Here is a 25,492-nt window from a genome sequence, read left to right on the forward strand (position 1 = left end):
GTCGAGCGGTGGGAGGGCTCAGGCGGTCGGGGCGTGGATCTCCCGCTTGAGGATCTTGCCCGTCGGGCCCTTGGGCAGCTCGTCGAGGACCCAGATGGTGCGCGGGTACTTGTAGGCCGCGACGCGGTCCTTGACGTACTGCTTGATCTCCTCGAGGTCACCCGAGGCACCCTCGCGCAGCGAGACCGCGGCGCCGACGTCCTCGCCGAGCTCGGGGTGCGGCACCGAGACGACCGCGCACTCGAGGACGTCGGGGTGGGTGTAGAGCACCTCCTCGATCTCGCGCGGGTAGATGTTCATGCCGCCGCGGATGATGAGGTCCTTCTTGCGGTCGACGATCGTGTAGTAGCCGTCCTCGTCGACGCTCGCAATGTCACCGGTGCGGAACCACCCGTCCGGGATCGCGGCCTCGGTCGCCTCGGGCCTGCCCCAGTAGCCCTTCATGACGTTGTCACCGCGGATCGCGATCTCGCCGACGCCCTCACCCGGGCCGACCGTCTGGCCGTCCTCGCCGATGAGCTTCATCTCGCAGCCGGGGATCGCGCGGCCGATCGTGCCGGGCTTGGTCGGCTGGTCGAGCATGTTGAAGGAGGCGACCGGCGAGGTCTCGGACAGGCCGTAGCCCTCGAGCAGGCTGACCTTGAAGGTCTCCTCGAACTCGCGCAGCGTCTCGCCCGGCAGGGAGGAACCACCGGAGACGCAGGTGCGCAGGCTCGAGGTGTCGGTCTCGGAGACCGCCGGGTGGTGGAGCATCGCGCCATACATCGTCGGCACGCCCTCGAAGATCGTCACCTTGTCCCGGGCGATGACCTCGAGCGCCTTGCCCGGGTCGAAGCGGGGGATGAGGGTCAGGGTCGCGCCCTGGCGGACCGCGGCGTTGAGTCCGCAGGTCAGGCCGAAGACGTGGAAGAGCGGCAGGCAGCCCATGATGACGTCGTCGGGCTGGATCCCGATGATGTCCTCGGCCGAGCGCTGGGCGTTGAGGTTGAGGTTGTCGTGGGTGAGCTGGGCGCCCTTCGGCCGTCCCGTCGTGCCGGAGGTGTAGAGGATGACGGCGTCGTCGTCGCCGGCGCGCTCGGTGGGGGTGGTGATCGGCTCGCCCGCGGGGAGGGACTCGGGGGCCGGGCCGACCGGCCCGGAGACGATCACCTGCGTGTCCGTGCCCTCGGCGCCCGCCTGCGCCTCGGGCGCGAAGTCGCCCCAGACGAAGGAGAACTTCGCGCCGGAGTCGGTGTAGAAGTACTCGATCTCGTTGGCCTTGAGCAGCGGGTTCATCGGGACGACGACGCCGCCTGCGAGCAGGGTGCCGTAGAAGAGCACGGGGAAGGCCGGGACGTTGGGCAGGATGAGCGAGACCCGGTCACCGGGCTCGAGACCGGCTGCGCGAAGGGAGCCAGCCGCCTTGGCCGCGAGGCCGTGCAGCTGTGACCACGTCAACTCCGCGTCGTCGAGTTTGATGGCCACCTTGTCCGGGTGGGTCTGGGCAGTGGTGACGAGGTTCGTCGCCAGGTTCGTCATCGTCGACTCCTGAATGCTGGTTCGGATGGACCCATCCAACACGGTCGGCCGCGTGGAGGGAAGGGGTGTCGGGGGTGTGCGGCAGGATGGTCGGGTGAGCGAGATCCCCGAGAAGGACGAGTCCACGGAGCAGGTCCAGCCGGAGACGCCGGCCGACGTGCCCGACGAGCTGCGACAGGAGTGGGCCGACCTCGCTGAGCAGGCGACGACGGCCCAGTTCGCCTACCACGTCAAGGATGCGCCGACGATCAGTGATGCCGAGTACGACCGGCTCATCCGGCGGCTGCAGGAGATCGAGGAGGCGCACCCCTCCCTGCGCACTCCCGAGTCGCCGACGCAGCAGGTGGGCGGGGCGATCTTCTCCACTGACTTCACCGCGGTCGACCACCTCGAGCGCATGCTCAGCCTCGACAACGCCTTCGAGGGCGACGACCTGCTCGCGTGGGCGCAGCGCGTCGAGACCGAGGTCAGCGGCTTCCACTACCTGTGCGAGCTGAAGATCGACGGCGTCGCGATCAACCTCCTGTACGAAGGGGGCAAGCTCACCCGGGCCCTGACCCGCGGCGACGGGCGCACCGGCGAGGACGTCACGCTCAACGTGCGCACCATCGAGGGGATCCCGACCCAGCTCGACGACAGCGTGCACCCCGTGCCCGACCTCGTCGAGATCCGCGGGGAGGTCTTCTTCCGCCTCGAGGACTTCGCCGAGCTCAACGCCGGCCTCGTCGAGGCGGGCAAGGCCCCCTTCGCCAACCCGCGCAACTCCGCCGCGGGATCGTTGCGACAAAAGGACCCCCGGGTCACGGCCCGCCGCTCCCTGCACATGCTCGTCCACGGCATGGGGCGGCGCGAGGGCTTCGACGTCGACAGCCAGAGCCACGCCTACGAGCTCATGGCCGCGTGGGGGCTGCCGACCTCGCGGCACTACCGCGTGCTCGACACGATCACGCAGGTGCGCGACTACATCGCCGACGTCGAGCGGCAGCGCCACGACTACGACCACGAGATCGACGGCGTGGTCGTCAAGGTCGACGAGATCGCCGTGCAGCGGCGCCTAGGGTCGACCTCGCGGGCGCCGCGGTGGGCCATCGCGTGGAAGTACCCGCCCGAGGAGGTCAACACCCGACTCCTCGACATCCAGGTCAACGTCGGCCGCACGGGGCGGGTCACCCCCTTCGGCGTCATGGAGCCGGTGACCGTCGCCGGCTCGACCGTCTCGATGGCGACGCTGCACAACGGCCACGAGGTCAAGCGCAAGGGGGTGCTCATCGGCGACACCGTCGTCCTGCGCAAGGCCGGCGACGTCATCCCCGAGATCCTCGGTCCGGTCGTCGAGCTGCGCGACGGCAGCGAGCGCGAGTTCGTCATGCCGACGCACTGCCCCGCCTGCGGCACGAAGCTCGCCCCGCAGAAGGAGGGCGACAAGGACATCCGCTGCCCCAACTCGCGCACCTGCCCCAGCCAGCTGCGCGAGCGGCTGTCGTCGCTCGCCGGGCGGGGCGCCTTCGACATCGAGGCGCTCGGGTGGGAGGGCGCCGTCGGGCTCCTCGACTCCGGCGTGCTCACCGACGAGGGCGGGCTCTTCGGCCTGACGGCGCAGGACGTCGCGCGGGTCCCGCTCTTCACCCGGGCGGCGAAGAAGACCGACCCGGAGGAGGCCGTCCACGACGGTCGGGTCCTGTCGGCCAACGGCGCCAAGCTCGTCGACAATCTCCAGCAGGCCAAGCAGCAGCCGCTGTGGCGGGTGCTCGTCGCGCTGTCGATCCGGCACGTCGGGCCGACCGCGGCCCGGGCGCTGGCGCAGCACTTCGGCTCGATGGCCGCGATCCGCGAGGCGGACGAGGAGGCCCTGGCCGACGTCGAGGGTGTCGGGCCGACGATCGCCGCCTCGGTGCGCGAGTGGTTCGACGGCGAGGGCAACGACTGGCACCGCGGCATCGTCGACCAGTGGGCCGCCGACGGGGTGCGCATGGAGGACGAGCGCGACGAGTCGATCCGGCAGACCCTCGAGGGCGTGACCGTCGTCGTCACCGGCTCGCTCGAGCGCTACTCCCGCGACAGCGCCAAGGAGGCCATCCTCGAGCGCGGCGGCAAGGCCTCGGGCTCGGTGAGCAAGAAGACCGACTGGGTCGTCGTCGGCGACAACGCCGGCTCCAAGGAGGCCAAGGCCCGCGAGCTCGGACGCCCGATCCTCACCGAGGACGAGTTCACCGAGCTCCTCGAGACCGGGGCCGTGGCGCGCTTCGCCGAGGGTGATGGCGCCGGGGACGGCCCCGCGGACACGAGCCGCGCCGCCGGATGAGCGGCATCGACCGCGCCACCGCCCAGTGGTACGTCGACACGGCCCTGGCCAAGCTGCTCGCCCGAGCCGACGAGCTCGTCGATGCCGGTGGAGAGGAGCTGCTCTGCGGTCGGCCCGACGTCGAGGGCGCCAACAGCGTCTACGCGCTCGTCGTCCACTGCTGCGGCGTCATGGAGCGCTGGGGCGGCGAGACCATCGCGGGGCGGCAGATCCGACGTGACCGGGCCGCGGAGTTCAACGCCATGGGCACGATCGACCAGCTCGAGGCGCTCGTCGCAGCCCAGCGGCGGCGCTGGGTCGACGACCTCGCCGACTACGACGCCGGCGCAGCGCCGCGTGGTCCCGACGGCTGGGAGGAGGGCGACCCCGAGCCGACGACGCAGGGCTTCGTCGTCCTGCACGTCATCGAGGAGCTGTACCAGCACCTCGGCCACGTCGACCTCACGGTCGACCTCGTCCTCGGTCGCTGAGCCCGGCCTCTCGACTACCGTCGTCCTGTGAGCACTGACAGCACGCCCCCTGACCAGACCGAGGCCGACACCGCGAGCGAGCAGCCCGAGGGTCCGACCTTCGCCGATCTCGGCCTCGACGACCGGGTCGTGCGCGCGCTCAAGGACATCGGCTACGAGCGGCCCTCGCCGATCCAGGCGGCGACCATCCCGGCCCTGCTCGACGGGCGTCACGTCGTGGGCCTGGCGCAGACCGGCACCGGCAAGACCGCGGCCTTCGCGCTGCCGGTCCTCAGCCGCCTCGACCCCAAGCAGAAGTCGCCACAGGCGCTCATCCTCGCGCCGACCCGCGAGCTCGCGCTGCAGGTCTGCGAGGCGATCGAGAAGTACTCGGCCCGGATGACCGGCGTGCGCGTCCTACCGGTCTACGGCGGCCAGGGCTACGGGGTCCAGCTCAGCGCGCTGCGTCGCGGTGTGCACATCGTCGTGGGCACGCCCGGGCGGATCATGGACCACCTCGACAAGGGCACGCTCGACCTGTCGCAGCTGCGCTTCCTCGTCCTCGACGAGGCCGACGAGATGCTCAAGATGGGCTTCGCCGAGGACGTCGAGACGATCCTCGCGGCGACCCCCGAGGACAAGCACGTCGCCCTCTTCAGCGCGACCATGCCCGCGCAGATCCGCCGCATCTCGCAGAAGTACCTCACCGACGCCCTCGAGATCACCGTCGAGCGCAAGACGACGACCGCGCCCAACATCACCCAGCGACACCTCTTCGTCTCCTACCCGCAAAAGGTCGAGGCGCTCACCCGCATCCTCGAGGTGGAGAACTTCGAGGCGATGATCGTCTTCGTCCGCACCAAGAACGAGACCGAGACGCTTGCCGAAAAGCTGCGGGCCCGTGGATTTTCGGCCGCGGCGATCAACGGCGACGTCGCGCAGGCACAGCGGGAGCGGACGGTCGCGCAGCTCAAGTCGGGCAAGCTCGACATCCTCGTCGCCACCGACGTCGCCGCCCGCGGCCTCGACGTCGAGCGGATCAGCCACGTCGTCAACTACGACATCCCGACCGACACCGAGTCCTACGTCCACCGGATCGGGCGCACCGGCCGCGCGGGGCGCTCGGGCGACGCGATCTCCTTCGTCACGCCGCGTGAGCGCCACCTGCTCAAGGCGATCGAGAAGGCGACCCGCACGACCCTCACCGAGATGTCGATGCCGAGCGCTGAGGACATCAACGCCAGCCGGCTGGGGCGCTTCGACGACCGGATCACCGCGGCGCTCGCCTCGTCCGACCTGTCGACCTTCCGCGACGTCGTGGGCCACTACGTGCGCGAGCACGACGTGCCCGAGGGGGACGTCGCGGCCGCGCTGGCCATCGTCCTCCAGGGCGACGAGCCGATGCTCCTCGACCCCGACCCGGTGCGCCCGCCGCGCCGTGAGCGGGACGACCGCGCCCCCCGCCGTGACCGCGATGGCGAAGGGAGCCGCCGCGGTGACCGTGGCCCGCGCGGCTCCTTGGGCCCCATGGGCACCTACCGGATCGCCGTGGGGCGGCGGCACAAGGTCGAGCCCCGCCAGATCGTCGGTGCCCTCGCCAACGAAGGGGGCCTGCGCCGCCAAGACTTCGGGCACATCGACATCCGGGGCGACTTCTCCATCGTCGAGCTGCCGGCGACCCTGCCGCCGGGCACGACCGACAGACTTAGCCGCACCCGCATCTCGGGGCGCCTCATCGAGCTGCGGGAGTGGCAGGAGCGTGGTGGCGGTCGACGGGAGGGTGGCCGGCGTGACGGCGGCTCCTACGACAAGAAGCCGTACGGCAAGAAGCCCTACGACAAAAAGCCGCACCGCAAGGGCCGCCGCGACTGATGGAGCCCGACCCCGTCGACCGCCTGCTGCTCGACGAGCTCGGTGACCTGCCGGACGGTCGCATCGCCGTCGTCGACGACGACACCGGTGCGCTCGCCGGCGCCCTGCGCGACCTCGCGGGGGAGCGGGTGATGGCCCACAGCACCAGCCTGCTCGCCGAGCGTCGGGTGGCCGCCACCAGCGTCCCCACCGTGCCCGAACTCGGCGGGGCACTGACCGGCGCCGCGCTCGTCGTCCTCCGGCTGCCGGCCTCCCTCGACGCGCTCGACGAGGTCGCCCGCACGGCAGCGCTGCTCGGCACGCCGGACGTGCGCATCGTCGCGGGTGCGCGCGTCAAGCACATGACGCCGTCGATGAACGACGTGCTCGGTGTGAGCTTCGAGCAGGTGCGGGCGAGCCTGGGCCGGCAGAAGTCCCGGGTGCTCCACGCCGCCGATCCGCGCCCGGTCGAGCAGGTCTGGCCGCGCCGCCGCCACCACGACGACCTCGACCTCACCGTGCACGCCCACGGGGCCGCCTTCGCCGGCACGCGCATCGACGCGGGCACCCGGCTCCTGCTCGGGCAGCTCGACCGGCTCGCCGACACCGACGGCACCGTCGTCGACCTCGGGTGCGGCACAGGGGTGCTCGCCGCCGTGCTGGCCCGCCGCTTCGTCGACGTCGTCGCGATCGACGTCTCCGCTGCGGCGGTCGCCTCCGCCCGCCTGACGACGGCCGGTCGGGTGGACGTGCGCCGCAGCGACGGGCTGAGCGAGCTCGCCGACGCCTCGGTCGCGACGGTCGTCAGCAACCCGCCCTTCCACGTCGGCACCGCCAAGGACTCCACGCCCACGCTGCGGATGATCGCCGACGCCCGCCGGGTCCTCGTCCCGGGCGGCGAGCTCGTGCTCGTCTACAACGCGCACCTGCCCTACCTGCCGCGGCTGCGCGAGGTCGGGCCCACCGAGATCCTCGCCCGCGACCGCAGCTACCTCGTCACCCGCACCGTGCGGGCATGACGAAGGGGGGTGCACCCGGCCGGCTGCACCCCCCTTCGCTCGTGGGGTGGGTCAGCCGAGCGCGGCGACCGCGGCGTCGTAGTCGGGCTCCTGCGTGATCTCGGGGACGAGCTCGCTGTGCAGGACGGTGTCGTCCGCGTCGACGACGACGACGGAGCGCGCGAGGAGGCCGGCCATCGGGCCGTCCGTCATCGTCACGCCGTAGTCCTCGCCGAAGGAGGAGCGGAAGGCGGAGCCGACCTTGACCTGGTCGATGCCCTCGGCGCCGCAGAAGCGGGCCTGGGCGAAGGGGAGGTCCTTGCTGACGTTGACGACGGTCGTGTTGTCGAGGGAGGCGGCCAGCTCGTTGAACTTGCGCACGCTCGCCGCGCAGACGCCGGTGTCGATGCTCGGGAAGATGTTGAGCACGACGCGGCCCGACAGGTCGCCGGAGGTCAGCGCGGAGAGACCCTCGCCGACGAGCTCGAAGGCCGGCGCGCTCGCGCCGGTGGCCGGCAGCTCGCCGGCGGTGGTGACGGGGTTGCCCTTGAATGCGGTGGTAGCCATGCCCCATGCCTACACCCCGAAGGGGGTCGGGGCCACCTGCGGTCTGCGGAGCGGTCAGCCCACGAGGGCCTTGATCCCGAGTCCGACGGGGACGAGGACGAGCGAGGACAGGCCCAGGGCGCCCATGATGATCGCCCCCTTGGTCTCCGAGTCGAGCGCCTCGCGCCAGCCGGCGCGCTGCAGGATCTCCTTGACCGGCACGTTGATCTCGGCGCTGGAGAACTCGTAGTCGACTTGCTGCTTGAAGCCGTCGAGCCCGAGGCCCCACTCCTTGCGCCTGGTGTAGGTGAACTCGCGGCCGGAGCGGACCTCGACCTGCGCGCCCAGGCCGGTGACCCCGGCGTGGGACTCGACCTGCCGCGACTCGTCCGTGCGCTTGACGACCCCGGGCTTGTCCGTGGGGGTGAAGCGGGCGACGACGGCGTGCTCGAGGTGGCGCCGGGTCGCCAGGTGCTGCCAGCGCGCGTCGGCGAGGTCGGCGTGCACGAGCACGGTGTGGCCGTTGGAGCGCACGACGTAGGGAGTGCCCTCGAAGGCGGTGGCGAGCGCCGGCGCCAGCCACTCGTAGGGCCACGGAGCGTTCTTGTCGGTCGCCGGGGGCAGCGGGGTGGTCGGTGGCGCGACCACGGCGTGCTCACCTGCGCTGACATCGGGGTCGGTCTCGCGGAGGAAGCCGATGAAGGCCACGAGGGTGACGACGACGGCGATGCCCCAGACGACGCCCCAGAAGAGCGCGGGCCAGGGCTGCCCGTCGGCGAGCCAGATCCAGAGACCACCGAAGAGGGCGACACTGAAGGCGAGGATCGCCACGACGAAGGTGAGGACCTTGCGCCGGCGGCCGCTCATGCGGGCAGCGCCCCCGGGCCGGGGACGTGCTCGCCGTGGCCGTCGGAGCGCAGGCGGGTACGCAGCCGCTGGGCCGCGGCCTCGAAGCGCTCGTCGCCGACGTCACGCATCGGGGCGTGCGGGTCGAAGTCCTCTGGGGAGAAGGCCGGCCAGGTGTGGATGTGCAGGTGGGGCACGAGGAAGCCCTCGAGGAGCATGCCCACGCGCGGGGCCTCCCACTCGGCCTGCTGGGCCCGCCCGATGATGCCGGCGACCCGCTGCAGGTGGGCCCACGTCTCCTCGTCGGCGTCGGTCCACTGCTCGATCTCGGCGCGCGGCACGACCATGGTGTGCCCGTCGGTAAGGGGCTCGATCGTCAGGAAGGCCACGCAGGTCGGGTCGGACCACACGAACCGGCCGGGGATCTCGCCCGCGATGATCTTCGTGAAGAGAGTCGCCATGCCGCCCACCCTATGAGTCCGGTGGCTGAGGTGCGACGAGCGCAGCGAGGAGCCTCGAAGCCCGTGTGGGTCCGGTGGCTGAGGTGCGACGAGCGCAGCGAGGAGCCTCGAAGTCCGGGCTCCTACAGTGGACCCATGCCCCAGGTCAGCGCCGACGTGCACGTGCCGATCCCCCCGGAGCTCGCCTTCGCGGTCGCCCAGACGACGGGGGAGGTCCGCCACCGGTGGGACCCCTTCATCCGCGAGCAGCACTTCGTGGACGGGGCGAGCGAGCCCGGCGTGGGGGTGCGCACCTTCACGCGGTCCTCCTTCGCGGGGCCGATCTCGCCGAGCATGGTCAGCGAGTACGTCTCCTGGCGTCCGCCGACGTCGGTCGGGATGACGATGGTGCGTGGCCCGTGGTTCTTTGCCCGCTTCGGCGCCGGGTGGCGCTTCCAGCCCGACGGCGACGGGACCCTCGCCGTGTGGAAGTACACCTACGACGTGCGCCCTGCCGCCCTGCAGCGCATCGCCCACCCCATCGGTCAGCGCCTGCTCGGTCGTGAGATCTCCCGCCGCATCGAAGGCTTCGCCGCGGGGTGCCGTGACGAGGTGGTGCTCGCCGCGGCCCGGGCGGATATGGCCCGGCGTGCCGAGGCCGACTCCAGTTCGAAGGGGGGAGCAGCGTGACCTCCCCTTCGTCCGTCATGCGTCTGGCCGGATGCCAGTGGTCCGCCACCGGTGACCCGGCCGCCAACCTCGTCACGCTCGGGGAGTGGACCGCCCGGGCCGCGGACGCCGGTGCCCGGCTCGTCGTCCACCCCGAGGCGGCGATGGCCTCCTTCGCCGGTCGGCTCGACACCGCCGCCGAGCCCCTCGACGGGCGCTTTGCCGACGGGGTGCGCGAGGTGGCTGCGCGGCACGGCGTGACCCTCGTCGTCGGCATGTTCACCCCCGCCGACGAGATCACGACCGCCGAGGGCAGGGAGCGCTCGCGGGTGCACAACACGCTGCTCGTCACCGGCGGTGGCGTCGAGGAGACGACCTATCGCAAGATCCACCTCTACGACGCCTTCGGCAGCCGTGAGTCCGACACGGTGGCGCCCGGCGACGAGGTGCGCACCGTCGAGGTCGACGGCTGGTCCGTCGGCCTGGCCACCTGCTACGACGTGCGCTTCGCCGACCACTTCACCGAGCTGGGTCGGCGTGGTGCCGAGCTCGTCGTGCTGCCCGCCTCGTGGGGGGACGGGCCCGGCAAGGCGAGCCAGTGGGACCTGCTCACCCGGGCTCGCGCGCACGACGCCCAGGCCTGGTTGCTCGCCGTCGGGCAGGCCTGGACCCCGGAGTCGGTGCGCGGTCCCTATGGCATCGGTCGCTCCGCGCTCGCCGACCCGACCGGCGAGGTGCGGGCGCGGCTCGGTGGCGGGGAGGACCTCCTCGTCGTCGAGGTCGACCACGAGACGGTGACCCGTACCCGCCGGACCATCCCGATCCTCTAGAGGCGCACCCCACGCGGGCCGGCGGGCGCCACCCGAACGCCGGGCACACCGCGCCCGTCGGCGGAACCTAGACTGTCCCGCATGGCTGACCTCTCCCGCGACGACGTGGCGCACCTCGCCTCGTTGGCCCGCATCGACCTCTCCGACGCCGAGCTCGACCGCATGGTCGGGGAGCTGGGCACGATCATCTCCTCCGTCGAGGCGGTGCAGCAGGCGCCGATCGACGGGGTCGAGCCGATGAGCCACCCGATGCCGATCGTCAACGTCACCCGGCCCGATGTCGTGCGTCCCTCGCTCACCCCCGAGCAGGCCCTCGCGATGGCGCCGGCCTCCGAGGTCGGGCGCTTCGCCGTGCCGCGCATCCTCACCGAAGACTGAGCCAGAAGGACCCCATGAGCGACCCCACCCGCATGACCGCTGCCGCGCTCGCCGACGCGCTGGCCTCCGGCGACCTCTCCTCCGAGCAGGTCACCCGTGCCCACCTCGACCGCATCGAGGGTGTCGACGAGCAGGTCGGCGCCTACCTCCACGTCGCCGGCGAGTCCGCCCTGGCCGAGGCCCGCGCGGTCGACGAGCGCCGGGCGAAGGGGGAGACCCTCCACCGCCTCGCCGGCGTCCCGATCGCCGTCAAGGACGTCATGACGACGACCGGCATCCCGACGACGGCCGGCTCGAAAATCCTCGAGGGCTGGATCCCGCCCTACGACGCGACGGTCGTCAGCCGGCTCAAGGCCGCCGGCCTGCCGATCCTCGGCAAGACCAACATGGACGAGTTCGCCATGGGCTCCTCCACGGAGCACTCGGCCTACGGCCTGACCCGCAACCCCTGGGACCTCGAGCGCATCCCCGGCGGCTCCGGCGGTGGCTCGAGCGCGGTCGTCGCCTCGTGGCAGGCGCCCCTGGCGACTGGCACCGACACCGGCGGCTCGATCCGTCAGCCCGCGGCCGTCACCGGCTCGGTCGGCGTCAAGCCGACCTACGGTGGCGTCTCGCGCTACGGCCTCATCGCCATGGCCTCCTCGCTCGACCAGGCCGGCCCCTGCGCCCGCACCGTCCTCGACACCGCCCTCCTGCACGAGGTCATGGCCGGGCACGACCCGCTGGACTCGACCTCGATCGACCAGCCGGTGCCCGATGTCGTCGGTGCCGCGGAGCGCGCCGACGTGGCCGGGATGAAGATCGGCATCGTCCGCGAGCTCACCGGCGAGGGATTTTCCCCGCTGGTGCAGGCGCGCTTCGACGAGTCGGTCCAGCACCTCGTCGACGCGGGTGCCGAGGTCGTCGAGGTCTCGTGCCCCAACTTCGTCCACGCGCTCGGCGCGTACTACCTGATCATGCCGAGCGAGGCGAGCAGCAACCTCGCCCGCTTCGACGCGATGCGCTACGGCCTGCGCGTCGGGCCGGAGGGTGTCGACGCCCCGAGCGCGGAGCAGGTCATGGCGGCCAGCCGTGACGCGGGCTTCGGCGACGAGGTCAAGCGCCGCATCATCCTCGGCACGTACGCCCTCTCCTCGGGCTACTACGACGCCTACTACGGCAGCGCGCAGAAGGTGCGCCGCCTCATCGCCGACGACTTCGCGCGGGCCTTCGAGACCGCTGACGTCCTCGTGTCGCCGACCGCCCCGACGACGGCCTTCCGCTTCGGCGACAAGACCGACGACCCGATGGCCATGTACCGCGGCGACATCGCGACGATCCCGGCCAACCTCGCCGGCGTGCCCGGCATGTCGCTGCCGAGCGGCCTCGCCGAGGACGGCCTGCCCGCGGGCTTCCAGATCCTCGCGCCGGCCATGGCCGACGACCGCCTCTACACCGTCGGCGCCGCCCTCGAGCAGCGCCTCGTCGCCGCCTGGGGTGGGCACCTGCTCGAGCAGGCCCCCGAGCTGGCCGTCACGAAGGGAGCCTGAGACATGGCGAGCACCACCACCGACGCAGTCCTCGGGTACGACGAGGCCCTGACCACCTTCGACCCCGTCATGGGCCTCGAGGTGCACGTCGAGCTCGGCACCAACACCAAGATGTTCTGCGGCTGCGCCACGGGCTTCGGCGCGGACCCCAACACCCAGGTCTGCCCGGTCTGCCTCGGGCTGCCCGGCGCGCTGCCGGTCGTCAACGCGGTCGGTGTCGAGTCGGCGATCCGGATCGGCCTGGCACTCAACTGCGAGATCGCGCAGTGGTGCCGCTTCGCCCGGAAGAACTACTTCTACCCGGACATGCCGAAGAACTTCCAGACCTCGCAGTACGACGAGCCGATCGCCTTCGACGGCTACCTCGACGTCGAGATCCCCGCCGCCTCCGGTGAGGGCACCGAGACCTTCAGAGTCGAGATCGAGCGCGCCCACATGGAGGAGGACACCGGCAAGAGCCTGCACGTCGGTGGCGCCACCGGCCGCATCCAGGGCGCCGAGTACTCGCTCGTCGACTTCAACCGCGCGGGCATCCCGCTCATCGAGATCGTCACGCGCCCGATCGTCGGCGCGGGCGAGCGGGCCCCCGAGGTCGCCAAGGCCTACGTCGCCGCGCTGCGCGACCTGCTGCGCGCCCTCGACGTCTCCGACGTGAAGATGGAGCAGGGCTCGATGCGCTGCGACGTCAACCTCTCCCTTCGTCCCAAGGCTGGCGACGACCCCGCTGCGCAGGCGCAGCTCGACGTCCCGCTCGGCACCCGCACCGAGACCAAGAACGTCAACTCCCTGCGCTCGGTGGAGCGCGCCGTGCGCTACGAGGTCTGCCGCCACGCCGCGGTCCTCACCGCGGGTGGCTCGATCCTGCAGGAGACCCGCCACTGGCACGAGGACACCGGCGTCACGACGAGCGGCCGCGAGAAGTCCGACGCCGAGGACTACCGCTATTTCCCCGAGCCCGACCTCGTGCCGGTCGCGCCCAGCCGCGAGTACGTCGAGCAGCTGCGGGCCACCCTGCCCGAGCCGCCGGCCCAGCGCCGCAAGCGGCTGCAGGGGGAGTGGGGCTACTCCGACCTCGAGATGCGTGACGTGCTCAACGCGGGCGCGACCGAACTCATCGAGGCGACCGTCGCCGCCGGCGCCAAGCCGCAGGCGGCCCGCAAGTGGTGGCTCGGCGAGGCCTCGCGCCGCGCCAACACCGAGGGCGTCGCCCTGGCGACCTACGCCGAGCAGACGGGCGTGACGCCCGAGCACGTCGCCGAACTCGAGTCGCTCGTCGACTCCGGCCGGCTCAACGACAAGATGGCCCGCCAGGTGCTCGAGGGCGTCCTCGACGGCGAGGGCACGCCGACCGCGGTCGCCGATGCCCGCGGGCTCGAGCTCGTCCAGGACGACGGTGCCCTCGAGGCCGCGGTCGACAAGGTCATCGAGGCCAACCCCGACGTCGCCGACAAGATCCGCGGTGGCAAGGTCCAGGCCGCCGGCGCGCTCATCGGCCAGGTGATGAAGGAGATGAAGGGCCAGGCCGACGCCGGCAAGGCCCGCGAGCTCATCCTCGCCAAGCTCGGCGCCTGACACAGGCAGCACGAAGGGGGGCGGTGCCGGTCGACCCGGCACCGCCCCCTTCGCCGTGGTCACCCTCGGACACCGCTCCGGTCGGTACCGCGGCGGCCACGGGTCGGACGCCGGCGTGCACGTGACCTGCGCCACCTACGATGGCGCGCATGGTCACCGTCTCCTTCCCTGACAGCAGCTGGCGCGACGACGTCGGTCCGGTCGACGGCGTGGAGTCCGTCGTGTGGGACCCGCAGGAGGCTCCGCCGCAGGAGTCGGTCGACGTCTACATCGCGCCCTACATGACCAAGCCCGCGGGCGTGGCCGTCGTCGCGGAGCAGCCGTCGGTGCGCCTCGTGCAGCTGCTGTCGGCCGGCTTCGACAACATGCTCCCGGTCCTGCCGGAGGGGGTCTCCCTCGCCAACGCGAAGGGGGTCCACGACGCGGCCACCGCAGAGCTGGCCCTGACCCTCGTCCTCGCCTCGCAGCGTGGGTTCGACGACTTCGCGCGCGCCCAGGCGCAGGGGGAGTGGACCTCCCGCCACGTGCGCCCGGGCCTCGCCGACAAGCGGGTGCTGCTCCTCGGCTACGGCTCGGTGGGCCGGGCGATCGTCGAGCGGCTCATGCCCTTCGAGGTGTCGGTCACGGCGGTGGCCTCACGCGCGCGCGCCGGCGACGACCTCGTCGAGGCGGTGCACGGGGTCGACGAGCTGGCCGCTCTCGCACCGCAGCACGACGTCATCATCTCCGTGCTGCCCGGCTCCGACGCCACCCACCACATCCTCGGGGAGGAGCTGCTGAGCTCGCTGCCGGACGGCACGCTCGTGGTCAACGTCGGCCGCGGCCCCGCGCTCGACACCGAGGCCGCCCTGCGGCACGCGGGCCGGCTGCGGTTTGCGCTCGACGTCACCGACCCGGAGCCGCTGCCGACCGGGCACCCCCTGTGGAGCGCTCCCGGCGTCATCATCAGCCCGCACGTCGGTGGCGTGACCCAGGCCTTCCGCCCCCGCGCGGTGTCGATGCTGCGTCGTCAGCTCACCGCGCTCGCCGCAGGCGAGCCGCCGATCAACCTCGTGCACGAGGGCTGAGGCCACCCCTCTGCGCAGTCGATCGAGGGGTGGCGCGCTCGTGTGGTCCGGGCCACACTCTGTCCATGACCATGTCAGCGGAGGACCGGACCCTGATCCTGCTGCGGCACGCCGAGCCCGAGCCGGGCCGTGCCGGTCAGGACGACCGTGAGCGACCCCTCACCGAGACCGGGCGGGCGCAAGCCCAGGAGGTCGGGCGGTGGCTGCGCGAGCACGGCCTGGGCTGTGACGAGGTGATGTGCTCGCCGGCCGCGCGCACCCGGGAGACGATGCACGAGGTCGCCGAGGCCGGCTGCCCCGAGGCAGAGGTGCAGATCGAGCACCGGCTCTACAACGCCGACGCCGAGGAGGTCCTGGCCGTCGTGCGGGAGTCGACCGACGACGCGAGCGTGCTGCTCGTCGTCGGCCACGCGCCGGGCCTGCCGGCGGCGGCGAGCCTCCTCGCCGACGGCGAGGGGGACGACGAGGCGCACGAGCTGCTCAGCCACGGCTTCCCGCCCGGTGCGGCGGCGGTGCTGCGCTTCTCGGGGCACTGGGAGGACCTGGCCTTCGGCGCCGCGGTCCTCGACGAGTTCCGCGTGCCCTGAGGCGCGGACGTCACATGGGGAGGGCGAGGCGGCGGAAGCTGGCGACGACCTCCATCCCCACGTGCTCGTAAAGACCGAGTGCGCCAGCGTCCTCGCTTCGTCCACCTGTCGTCACCCGAGTTGTCGTGACGACCGCTCCCGCCAGCTCGATCGAGGACGCCCACCCGCCGATGACGAACACGCCCGATGCGCGGACCGGACTCTCATGGCCGGCCGTCGACGGGTGAAACGACCATGTCCCACATGGTGGGCGCGCTCGTCTCATTCGTTGACACACGCTGGGCAGGCGGGGGAGAGTAGCGGCATGGCCCTCCTCCTCGTACTTCCCCGGCGCGCTGCCTGAGCGACGACTCGTCGCCGACGCAGCGCGCGCCCTTCATGTCCGCACCCGGACTGAGGGGCTTTTTCATGGCCGGGAGAGGATGAAGAGGAGCACAGATGGCACGCCGAACCGAAGGACAGACGGTGACTGACACGACCAGCAGCGCCCCGAGCCCGGCCGCGATGGCGCGCCGGAGCGAGGCGGGCAGAGCGACGACCTCCGCGCAGGTGACCGGGGCCAAGAGCCTCGTCCTGTCCCTCGAGTGCGTCGGCGCCGAGGTCGTCTTCGGCATCCCCGGCGGCGCGATCCTGCCGGCCTACGACCCGCTGATGGACTCGACGAAGGTCCGCCACATCCTCGTGCGCCACGAGCAGGGCGCCGGCCATGCCGCCGAAGGCTATGCCTCGGCGACCGGCAAGGTCGGCGTCTGCATGGCCACCTCCGGCCCTGGCGCCACCAACCTCGTCACCGCGATCGCCGACGCCCACATGGACTCCGTGCCGATGGTTGCGATCACCGGCCAGGTGGCCTCGAGCTCGATCGGCACGGACGCCTTCCAGGAGGCGGACATCCGGGGCATCACGATGCCGATCACCAAGCACAACTACCTCGTGACCGACGCCGCGGAGATCCCGCGGGTCATCGCGGAGGCCTTCCACATCGCGAGCACCGGCCGACCCGGCCCCGTGCTCGTCGACATCTCCAAGGACGCCCTGCAGGCCACCACCACCTTCGAGTGGCCGCCGCAGGTCAGCCTGCCGGGCTACCACCCGGTGACGCGTCCGCACGCCAAGCAGATCCGCGAGGCCGTCCGCCTCATGGCCGAGAGCCGCCAGCCGGTGCTCTACGTCGGTGGTGGGGTCATCCGGGCCGGAGCCCACGCGGAGCTGCGTCGCCTCGCCGAGCTCACGGGCATCCCGGTCGTCACGACGCTCATGGCCCGCGGCGCCTTCCCCGACGGGCACCCGCTGCACCTGGGTATGCCAGGCATGCACGGGTCCGTCGCGGCGGTCACCGGCCTGCAGCGCAGCGACCTGCTCATCACCATCGGGGCGCGCTTCGACGACCGGGTCACGGGCCAGCTGTCGTCCTTCGCGCCGGGGGCCAAGGTCATCCACGCCGACATCGACCCGGCCGAGATCTCCAAGAACCGCGTCGCCGACGTGCCGATCGTCGGTGACGCCAAGGCGATCCTCGGCGAGCTCATCGCCGCGATCGAGGCCGGCGAAGGGGAGGCCGCTGCGGTCATCCCGGACCGCTACCGCGACTGGGCGGCAGCGACGACCCGGTGGTCGCAGGAGTACCCGGTCGGCTACACCTCGCACGGCGAGGGCGCCCTCATGCCGCAGCAGGTCATCGAGCGGATCGGCCAGATCGCTGGGCCGGAGGCGGTCTACGCCGCGGGCGTCGGCCAGCACCAGATGTGGGCCGCGCAGTTCATCGGCTACGAGCGCCCCAACTCCTGGCTCAACTCCGGCGGCGCCGGGACGATGGGCTACTCCGTGCCCGCAGCCATGGGCGCCAAGGTCGGTGAGCCCGACCGGGTCGTCTGGGCCATCGACGGCGACGGGTGCTTCCAGATGACCAACCAGGAGCTCGCGACCTGCGTCATCAACGACATCCCGATCAAGGTCGCGGTCATCAACAACTCGAGCCTGGGCATGGTGCGCCAGTGGCAGTCGCTCTTCTACAACGAGCGATACTCCAACACCGACCTGCACACCTCGGTCGGCAGCCGCATCCCCGACTTCGTCAAGCTCGCCGATGCCTACGGCTGCGTCGGGCTGCGCTGCGAGCGGCCCGAGGACCTCGACGCGACGATCGAGCAGGCGATGGCGATCAACGACCGCCCGGTCGTCATCGACTTCGTCGTCGAGCGGGACGCCATGGTGTGGCCGATGGTGCCCGCCGGCGTGAGCAACGACGCCATCCAGATCGCCCGCGACGAGGCCCCGCAGTGGGACCGCGAGGAGTCCGAGGCCATCGAGCAGTCCACCGACGCCGACCACGACGGGCAGTGAAGGAAAGAGCATGAGCACCAAGCACACCCTCTCCGTCCTCGTCGAGAACAAGCCCGGTGTCCTCGCCCGGATCTCGGCCCTGTTTTCCCGGCGCGGCTTCAACATCGACTCCCTCGCCGTCGGGCCGACCGAGCACCCGGAGATCTCCCGGATGACCGTCGTCGTCGACGTCGACCTGCTGCCGCTGGAGCAGGTGACCAAGCAGCTCAACAAGCTCGTCGAGGTGCTCAAGGTCGTCGAGCTCGACCCGCTCGCGTCGGTGACCAGCCAGATCGTCCTGGTCAAGGTGCGCGCCGAGGCGAGCAACCGCAGCGGGATCCTCGAGACCGCGCAGATGTTCAAGGCGAAGATCGTCGACACGACGAGCGACGCGATGACCCTGCAGGTCTACGGCAACACCGACAAGATCGCCGCGATGCTCGAGATCCTCGAGCCCTACGGCATCAAGGAGCTCGTCCAGTCCGGTGTCGTGGCCATCGGCCGCGGCCCCCGCTCCATCACCGACCGCTCCCGACACTGACCCCCCTTCGTCCTCGTCCGTCGTGACGGGAGACGATGACGACCAACCCGACCGCACCACCCACCACACAAGGAGAAGTGCCCCATGGCCGCCGAACTGATCTACGACGACGACGCCGACCTGTCCATCATCCAGGGCCGCAAGGTTGCCGTCATCGGCTACGGCTCGCAGGGTCACGCCCACGCGCTCAACCTGCGCGACAGCGGTGTCGACGTGCGCATCGGTCTCAAGGAGGGCAGCAAGAGCCGCGCCAAGGCGGAGGCCGAGGGCCTGAAGGTCCTCACCCCGCGTGAGGCCGCCGCCGAGGCCGACGTCATCGTCATCCTCGCCCCCGACCAGGTGCAGCGTCACCTCTACGCCGACGACATCGCGCCGGAGCTCAAGGACGGCGACGTGCTCGTCTTCGGCCACGGCTTCAACGTGCGCTACGGCTACATCCAGGCGCCGGCCGGCGTCGACGTCATCCTCGTCGCGCCGAAGGCCCCCGGTCACACCGTGCGTCGTGAGTTCGTCGACGGCCGCGGCATCCCGGACATCATCGCCGTCGAGCAGGACGCCTCGGGCCAGGCCTGGGACATCGCGGCCGCCTACGCCAAGGGCATCGGTGGCACGCGGGCGGGCGTCATCAAGACGACCTTCACCGAGGAGACCGAGACCGACCTCTTCGGTGAGCAGGCCGTCCTGTGTGGTGGCATGTCGCACCTCGTCCAGGCGGGCTTCGAGACGCTGACCGAGGCGGGCTACCAGCCGGAGATCGCGTACTTCGAGGTGCTCCACGAGCTCAAGCTCATCGTCGACCTCATGTGGGAGGGCGGCATCGCCAAGCAGCGCTGGTCGATCTCCGACACCGCCGAGTACGGCGACTACGTCTCCGGCCCCCGCGTCGTCGACGCGAAGGTCAAGGAGTCGATGAAGGGCATCCTCTCCGACATCCAGGACGGCTCCTTCGCCAAGCGCTTCATCGAGGACCAGGACAACGGCGCTGTCGAGTTCCAGCAGCTGCGGGACAAGGAGGCCGGTCACCCGATCGAGGCGACGGGCAAGGCGCTGCGCGCCCACTTCGCGTGGCAGTCCGGGGACGACGACTACACCGAGGGCTCTGCCGCCCGCTGACCCCGACCCACCAGACCCCCGCGGCGGTCACCCCCGCAGCGGGCTCCGAAGGGGGGCGCCCACCGGCTCACCGGCCGGGGCGCCCCCTTCGTCATGCTCGGGTTCAGCCGGCGAGGTGACCCCACGTGGGTGCGAGCTGTGCCCACGTGCCCGTGGCCACGGCCCGACCGCCGTCGAGGACGACGACGTGGTCGGCCTGCTCCAGTGCCGCCCGCTTCGAGGTCGCACCGATGACGGTCGCGCCGCGCTCGCGCAGACCCCGCCACAGGTCGATCTCGGTCGTCGCGTCGAGGGCGGAGGAGACGTCGTCGGCGAGCAGCAGCTCGGCCTCGGTCGCCAGGGCCCGGGCCAGCGCGAGCCGCTGCACCTGCCCACCTGACAGACGCACCCCGCGATGGCCGACGAGGGCGTCGGGCCCGCCGGCGTCGTCGACGTCCTGGGTGAGCCGGGCGAGGGCGACCGGCTCGTCGAGGGGGCGGTCGTGGCCCAGGCGCACGTTGTCGGTGAAGCTGCCCGACAGCACCCTCGGCACCTGCGCGACGTGGGCGATGCGGCCCGGCCGCAGGGTGGACTGCGGGTCGGTGACGGGCGTGCCGTTCCACCGGATCTCGCCGCGGTGGTCGACGAGACCGGCGAGTGAGGCGAGCAGGCTCGACTTGCCCGAGCCGACCTGGCCGACGAGCAGCACGAGGTCGCCCGCGTCGACGACGAGGTCGATCTCGCTGGCGCCGACGGTCCCGTCGTCGTGGACGACCGAGACGTCGCGCAGCTCGAGGCGCCGCAGGCGCTCGCGCTCGCCCTCGACCGGCGCGGGCGCGGTGCCCTCGACGAGGTCGACCCCCGCGGGCAGGTCCATGAGGTCGACGCCACCGGCGAAGCGCGCCGTCTCGACCTGCCAGGCGCGGGTGCCGGGCGCCTCGGTGACGACCATGCTCGCCACGCGGCCAAACCAGTCGAAGCCCGCGACCGCACCCGAGACGAGGATCGCGGTGCCCAGGCCCCAGCCACCGGCCACGTGGATCCACCACGTGACGACGACGCCGCACTGGACCATGACCAGCGGCACGGCGTCGAGCACGGCCTGCACCCGGTGCTCCTTGACCGCCGCCTGGACCCGGCCGGCGTCCACCTGACGCAGGTGCCGTCGGACGAAGGGAGTGGCCGCCGCCAGCTTGATGGTGCGCACCGACTCGAGCGAGGAGACGACGGCCCGACCGAAGCGGGCCCGCGCCAGCGAGGCAGCAGCTGCGGACCGGCCGGCGATCGGGCGGCCGAGGGTCGCGGCGAGGGCGGACCCCACCATGACGGTCAGCAGCACGGCTCCGGCGACCCACGTGCCGGCGAGCAGAGCCGTGAGGGCGGCGATGACCAGGCCGTTGATGAAGTCGACCCACCGGTCGGCGTACCGGGCGTACCGGTCGGCGTCCATCGAGCGGGCGACGACCTCGCCGGGGGGAGTGCGCGGCAGCCGCTCGGCCCGGGTCTGCCCGGCGAGGACCGCCATGCGGGTGCGCAGCATGACCTCGATCCACCAGCGCGGGTACCGGTAGAAGGCCTGCGACGTGAGGAAGGGGACGACGAGCAGGCACGCGACGAGCGCCGCGGCGAGCAGGGTCGGGGTCTGCCCGGCCTGCAGGCCCTCGATGACCTGGCCCCACACGAGACCGGTCATCGCACCCTGAGCGCCGAGCAGCGACATCGCGAGGAAGCACACGGCGCCGGCGACGCCCCACGACGGCTTGACGAGCAGGGCGTGGGTGATGCCCCGGGCGAGGGAGGGTCCGTCGCCGATGGCGGGCCGCTCGGGCGGCGTCGTCGTGCGGCGGCGCCCACCGACGGGGTCGAGGTCGGCGTGGTCGACGGCGCCCTCGGGGGAGGGCTGGTCGGCCGCGGACTCGGCGCGGCTGTCGAGGAGCAGGCTGCGGAAGGGACCCGGCTGCTCGGCGAGCTCGGTGCGACGCCCCTGCTGGATCACCGTTCCGTGGTCGAGGACGACGACGTGCGGGGCCCGCTCGATCGTCCCGAGGCGGTGCGCGATGAGGATGCCGGTGCGGCCCACGAGGAGGCGGTCGGCGGCGGAGACGACCCGGCGCTCGGTGAGCGGGTCCATGCGGGCGGTCGCCTCGTCGAGGACGACGACCCGCACGTCGCGCACGAGCAGCCGCGCGAAGGCGACGAGCTGCTCCTCGCCCGCGGAGAGGGTCGTGCCGCCGGGACCGAGGAGGGTCTCGAGGCCGTCGGGCAGCCCGGCGACCCAGTCGACGAGTCCGAGCTCGACGACGGCCGCCTCGATGTCGCTGCGCGGGGTGTCGTCGAAGAGGGCGATGTTGTCGGCGAGGGTGCCGGCGATGATCTCGGTGCGCTGGGTGACGACACCGACGTCGGTGCGCAGCAGCTGCACGTCGAGATCGCGCACGTCGACGCCCCCGACGAAGACCGTGCCCCGCGGCGGCTCGATGGCCCGCGAGACGAAGGAGGCCAGGGTCGACTTGCCCGAGCCGGTGCGGCCGACGAGCGCGACGGTCTCGCCCGCGGGCACGGCAAAGGTCACGTCCCGCAGGGCGAAGCTGCCCTCGGTGTAGCTGAAGTCGAGGCCGCGCACCTCGACCGCCAGCTCGGCGCCCGCGGGGACGGGGGCGCCTCCCTTCGGCTCGGGCTCGACGGCGAGCATCTGCCGCAGCCGGATCACCGCGCCCAGGCCGGCCTGCAGGTCCGGCAACTGGTGGGAGAGCTGGGTGACGAGACCGACGAAGGTCGACGTGACGATGAAGAGCGTGACGAGCTGGCCCACCGACAGGCCACCGCCGGTCGCCAGCGCGATGCCGGCCAGGCCGATGCCGGCGAGCAGACCGTGGAGCAGCAGACCCGCCCGGCGGGCCAGCCGGCTCTCGAGCGTGACGACGTCGGCGAAGCGGGCGTGGACCCGTGCGGTGAGCGTCGCCAGGCGCTGCAGCATGTGTGCCTGACCCAGGCTGGTGCGCAGGTCGTCGCGCCCGGCGATGCCCTCCTCGAGGGCGCTGGCATGGTCGGTCCAGGCGGCCTCCTCGATGACCTTGCGGCGGGTGATCTCCCCGAGCAGGGGACGCACGGCCACGGCGGTGAGCAGACCGATGACGGGGAAGAGCAGCCAGGCCGGCCACCACGTGATGCCGGCGACGACCCACATGGGGACGACCGAAAAGGCGGTGCGCGCAAACATCCACACCTGCCACCGCATGAGGTTGCCGACCTCGTGGGTGTCGTCGTCGACGCGGTCGAGGATCTCGCCGGCCGCCTGCTCTGAGAGGGTCGCGACCGGCTGGGCGAGCGCGGCGTCGAGCAGGTCGTCGCGCAGCACGCCCTCGGCGCGGTCGGAGAGGCCGACCCACACGACCTTGCCGAGATTGTCGATGACGGCGCCGCCGACGACGAGCAGGGCGAGCAGCTGGACGAGGCCGGTGCTCGGTCCCTCCGCCAGGCGGCCGATGACGACGGTGCCGGTCGTGAGCAGGACCGCCGCGGTCGCGGAGCAGACGAGCGCGGCCGCGGCCGCCGGCGAGCGCATCCGTCGCCAGTCGACGGTGCGCTCCGGGGGCATCGGCTCGGTGGGTGGGGGCGGCGCGGTGGTCCGCTCGAGGGTCTGCGTCATGGCCGCTCAAGGTTATGTCCAGCCACCGGCACCGCGCCTCCGACTTTTCGGCCCGACAGGCGGACGGCCGTCCACGGAGCGGACGGGGCATTCCGTGGCGGGAGGGGAGCGGCGTACCGTCGCACGATCGGCGGCCACACCCGGCCCCGCCCCCCCCTTCGCACCACCGGCACCCCCACCCACGCCGTGCCCGCCCCACCACCGCACGATCACGAGGAGCCGTCATGAGCGACGAGGCCATCGAGGCACGCCGCGCCCTCCAGGAGAGCCTGGACCGCCGCGACAGCGGTGAGTGAGCGCAGCCCACAGCATCCCGACCGCCCCCGCACCGCCGACGGTGCGGGGGCGGTCTGCATGTGAGACGCGGTATCACCCTGCGGACCGGCGGCATACCGTGGAGGCATGCCGCAGCTTCGATCTCGCACGACGACCCACGGACGCAACATGGCCGGTGCCCGCGCACTCTGGCGCGCCACCGGCATGGGCGAAGGGGACTTTGGCAAGCCGATCGTCGCGATCGCCAACTCCTTCACGCAGTTCGTCCCCGGGCACGTCCACCTCAAGGACATGGGCCAGCTTGTCGCCGGTGCCGTCGAGGAGGCCGGGGGAGTGGGCAAGGAGTTCAACACCATCGCCGTCGACGACGGCATCGCGATGGGCCACGACGGCATGCTCTACTCGCTGCCCAGCCGCGAGGTCATCGCCGACTCCATCGAGTACATGGTCAACGCGCACTGCGCCGACGCCCTCGTGTGCATCTCCAACTGCGACAAGATCACGCCCGGCATGCTCCTGGCCGCGCTGCGCCTGAACATCCCGACGGTCTTCGTCTCCGGCGGTCCGATGGAGGCCGGCAAGGCGATCATCGGTGACGACGGCGAGACCTACACCCGTCTGGACCTCGTCGACGCGATGGTCAAGGCCGTCGACGACAACGTCAGCGACGACGAGATCACCGCCATCGAGCAGTCCGCCTGCCCGACGTGCGGGTCCTGCTCGGGCATGTTCACCGCCAACTCGATGAACTGCCTCACCGAGGCCCTCGGCCTCTCCCTGCCGGGCAACGGCTCGACACTTGCGACCGCCTCGGCCCGGCGCGACCTCTTCCTCGACGCCGGCAAGCTCGTCGTCGACCTGTGCCGCGACTACTACGACGGCGACGACGACTCGGTGCTGCCGCGCTCGATCGCGACCAAGCCCGCCTTCGCCAACGCAATGCGCCTCGACATCGCCATGGGCGGCTCGACCAACACGATCCTCCACCTGCTCGCCGCGGCCCAGGAGGCCGGCGTCGACTTCGACCAGACCGACATCGACGCCCTCTCGCGCGTCACGCCGTGCCTGGTCAAGGTCGCGCCCAACAGCGGTGACTACTACATGGAGGACGTCCACCGCGCCGGCGGCATCCCCGCGATCCTCGGCGAGCTGCACCGCGGCGGCATGCTCGACGCCAGCGTCCGGTCCGTGCACAGCCCCGACCTCGAGACGTGGCTCTCCGACTGGGACATCCGCAGCGGCGCCGCGACGAGCAAGGCGATCGAGCTCTTCCACGCCGCGCCCGGTGGCGTGCGCACGACGCAGGCCTTCTCCTCCACCAACCGGTGGTCGAGTCTGGACACGGACGCGCAGGACGGGTGCATCCGCTCCGTCGAGCACGCCTACACGAGCGAAGGGGGACTGGCCGTCCTCCACGGCAACCTCGCCCCGGACGGCTGCATCGTCAAGACCGCTGGCGTGCCCGAGCACCAGTGGAACTTCTCCGGCCCGGCCCGCGTCGCCGAGTCGCAGGACGCGGCCGTCGAGATGATCCTGTCCAAGCAGGTGCAGGAGGGCGAGGTCGTCGTCATCCGCTACGAGGGCCCCAAGGGCGGGCCCGGCATGCAGGAGATGCTCTACCCGACCTCCTACCTCAAGGGCACCGGCCTGGGCCCCAAGTGCGCCCTGATCACCGACGGCCGCTTCTCCGGCGGCTCGTCCGGCCTGTCGATCGGGCACGTCTCCCCGGAGGCCGCCTCCGGCGGCGCGATCGGCCTGGTCAAGGACGGCGATGTCATCGAGTTCGACATCCCCGGCCGGCGGGTCAACCTGCTCGTCGACGACGAGGAGCTCGCCCGTCGCCGCGCCGAGCAGGACGCGAAGGGGTGGGCCCCCGCCGCCCCCCGCGAGCGCCACGTCACGCCCGCGCTGAAGATCTTCGCGAAGTTCGCCCAGTCCGCCGACAAGGGTGCTGCGCGCAAGGTCGACTGACCCTGCCCTTCGCTCCCTGAGGAGGCCGGGGGTCGCTCCCCCCCCGGTCCCTGAGGAGG

20 protein-coding genes are annotated in these 25,492 nt (G+C 71.9%); 15 read left to right on the plus strand and 5 right to left on the minus strand.

Features of this window, described 5'->3' with window-relative positions; translation table 11 throughout:
* Positions 1–18: 18 nt before the first annotated feature.
* Positions 19–1,518, minus strand: a complete 1,500-nt coding sequence (locus tag CWN80_RS13525; protein WP_007928091.1) for a long-chain-fatty-acid--CoA ligase — start codon at positions 1,516–1,518, stop codon at positions 19–21.
* 25 nt (positions 1,519–1,543) lie between these two features.
* Between CWN80_RS13525 and ligA the strand changes: the two genes are divergently transcribed.
* From ligA to CWN80_RS13545, 4 genes are read left to right on the plus strand one after another with little or no spacing between them, the layout of a single operon-like run.
* Positions 1,544–3,820: an NAD-dependent DNA ligase LigA gene (gene ligA / locus CWN80_RS13530; RefSeq protein ID WP_083853738.1), complete on the plus strand. Its 2,277-nt coding sequence runs from the start codon at positions 1,544–1,546 to the stop codon at positions 3,818–3,820.
* Positions 3,817–4,290, plus strand: coding sequence for a mycothiol transferase (locus tag CWN80_RS13535; RefSeq protein WP_007928093.1), 474 nt, complete (start codon positions 3,817–3,819; stop codon positions 4,288–4,290). The genes ligA and CWN80_RS13535 overlap by 4 nt, the downstream gene beginning before the upstream one ends.
* Before the next feature lie 27 nt (positions 4,291–4,317).
* Positions 4,318–6,141: a DEAD/DEAH box helicase gene (locus CWN80_RS13540; protein WP_128277427.1), complete on the plus strand. Its 1,824-nt coding sequence runs from the start codon at positions 4,318–4,320 to the stop codon at positions 6,139–6,141.
* Positions 6,141–7,139: a class I SAM-dependent methyltransferase gene (locus tag CWN80_RS13545; RefSeq protein ID WP_007928094.1), complete on the plus strand. Its 999-nt coding sequence runs from the start codon at positions 6,141–6,143 to the stop codon at positions 7,137–7,139. Before CWN80_RS13540 ends, CWN80_RS13545 begins: the two co-directional genes overlap by 1 nt.
* A gap of 51 nt (positions 7,140–7,190) precedes the next feature.
* Here the strand turns inward: CWN80_RS13545 and tpx are convergent, their stop codons facing one another.
* The 3 genes from tpx to CWN80_RS13560 are packed head-to-tail and all read right to left on the minus strand — an operon-like array spanning position 7,191 to position 8,971.
* Positions 7,191–7,685, minus strand: coding sequence for a thiol peroxidase (gene tpx / locus CWN80_RS13550; RefSeq protein ID WP_007928656.1), 495 nt, complete (start codon positions 7,683–7,685; stop codon positions 7,191–7,193).
* Positions 7,686–7,739: 54 nt separating this feature from the next.
* Positions 7,740–8,531 carry a hypothetical protein gene (locus CWN80_RS13555; RefSeq protein ID WP_007928647.1) on the minus strand — a complete coding sequence of 264 codons (792 nt, stop codon included), beginning with the start codon at positions 8,529–8,531 and terminating at the stop codon, positions 7,740–7,742.
* Positions 8,528–8,971 (minus strand): HIT family protein, encoded by a 444-nt coding sequence (locus CWN80_RS13560; RefSeq protein WP_007928645.1) that lies wholly within the window; start codon positions 8,969–8,971, stop codon positions 8,528–8,530. Before CWN80_RS13560 ends, CWN80_RS13555 begins: the two co-directional genes overlap by 4 nt.
* 135 nt (positions 8,972–9,106) lie before the next feature.
* Here CWN80_RS13560 and CWN80_RS13565 point away from each other — a divergent pair, with 135 nt between their 5' ends.
* From CWN80_RS13565 to ilvC, 10 genes are all read left to right on the plus strand, one after another.
* Complete coding sequence (locus CWN80_RS13565; RefSeq protein WP_007928644.1) at positions 9,107–9,640, plus strand: SRPBCC family protein; 534 nt, start codon at positions 9,107–9,109, stop codon at positions 9,638–9,640.
* Positions 9,637–10,449: a carbon-nitrogen hydrolase family protein gene (locus CWN80_RS13570; protein WP_007928643.1), complete on the plus strand. Its 813-nt coding sequence runs from the start codon at positions 9,637–9,639 to the stop codon at positions 10,447–10,449. Before CWN80_RS13565 ends, CWN80_RS13570 begins: the two co-directional genes overlap by 4 nt.
* A gap of 81 nt (positions 10,450–10,530) precedes the next feature.
* Positions 10,531–10,827, plus strand: a complete 297-nt coding sequence (gatC, locus tag CWN80_RS13575) for an Asp-tRNA(Asn)/Glu-tRNA(Gln) amidotransferase subunit GatC (RefSeq protein WP_007928642.1) — start codon at positions 10,531–10,533, stop codon at positions 10,825–10,827.
* Between the two features lie 14 nt (positions 10,828–10,841).
* Complete coding sequence (gene gatA, locus CWN80_RS13580) at positions 10,842–12,356, plus strand: Asp-tRNA(Asn)/Glu-tRNA(Gln) amidotransferase subunit GatA (protein WP_007928641.1); 1,515 nt, start codon at positions 10,842–10,844, stop codon at positions 12,354–12,356.
* A gap of 3 nt (positions 12,357–12,359) precedes the next feature.
* A complete protein-coding gene (gene gatB / locus CWN80_RS13585; protein ID WP_007928640.1) occupies positions 12,360–13,928 on the plus strand; it encodes an Asp-tRNA(Asn)/Glu-tRNA(Gln) amidotransferase subunit GatB in 1,569 nt (522 codons plus the stop codon).
* Positions 13,929–14,077: 149 nt separating this feature from the next.
* Positions 14,078–14,995 (plus strand): 2-hydroxyacid dehydrogenase, encoded by a 918-nt coding sequence (locus CWN80_RS13590; protein WP_337590150.1) that lies wholly within the window; start codon positions 14,078–14,080, stop codon positions 14,993–14,995.
* A 65-nt stretch (positions 14,996–15,060) separates the two neighbouring features.
* Positions 15,061–15,582 carry a SixA phosphatase family protein gene (locus tag CWN80_RS13595; protein ID WP_007928638.1) on the plus strand — a complete coding sequence of 174 codons (522 nt, stop codon included), beginning with the start codon at positions 15,061–15,063 and terminating at the stop codon, positions 15,580–15,582.
* A gap of 504 nt (positions 15,583–16,086) precedes the next feature.
* A complete protein-coding gene (locus CWN80_RS13600) occupies positions 16,087–17,925 on the plus strand; it encodes an acetolactate synthase large subunit (protein ID WP_051988039.1) in 1,839 nt (612 codons plus the stop codon).
* A gap of 10 nt (positions 17,926–17,935) precedes the next feature.
* The gene (gene ilvN, locus CWN80_RS13605; protein ID WP_007928636.1) at positions 17,936–18,445 is read left to right on the plus strand and encodes an acetolactate synthase small subunit; all 510 of its coding nucleotides are present in this window, start codon (positions 17,936–17,938) and stop codon (positions 18,443–18,445) included.
* Positions 18,446–18,529: 84 nt separating this feature from the next.
* A complete protein-coding gene (ilvC, locus tag CWN80_RS13610) occupies positions 18,530–19,558 on the plus strand; it encodes a ketol-acid reductoisomerase (RefSeq protein ID WP_007928635.1) in 1,029 nt (342 codons plus the stop codon).
* A gap of 103 nt (positions 19,559–19,661) precedes the next feature.
* Here the strand turns inward: ilvC and CWN80_RS13615 are convergent, their stop codons facing one another.
* On the minus strand, positions 19,662–23,186 hold the full coding sequence (locus CWN80_RS13615) for an ATP-binding cassette domain-containing protein (protein WP_128277428.1): 3,525 nt from the start codon (positions 23,184–23,186) through the stop codon (positions 19,662–19,664).
* Between the two features lie 402 nt (positions 23,187–23,588).
* Between CWN80_RS13615 and ilvD the strand changes: the two genes are divergently transcribed.
* Complete coding sequence (ilvD, locus tag CWN80_RS13620) at positions 23,589–25,433, plus strand: dihydroxy-acid dehydratase (RefSeq protein ID WP_128277429.1); 1,845 nt, start codon at positions 23,589–23,591, stop codon at positions 25,431–25,433.
* Positions 25,434–25,492: the final 59 nt, after the last annotated feature.

This window comes from Janibacter hoylei PVAS-1 (assembly GCF_004025845.1).
Classification (GTDB): domain Bacteria; phylum Actinomycetota; class Actinomycetes; order Actinomycetales; family Dermatophilaceae; genus Janibacter; species Janibacter hoylei.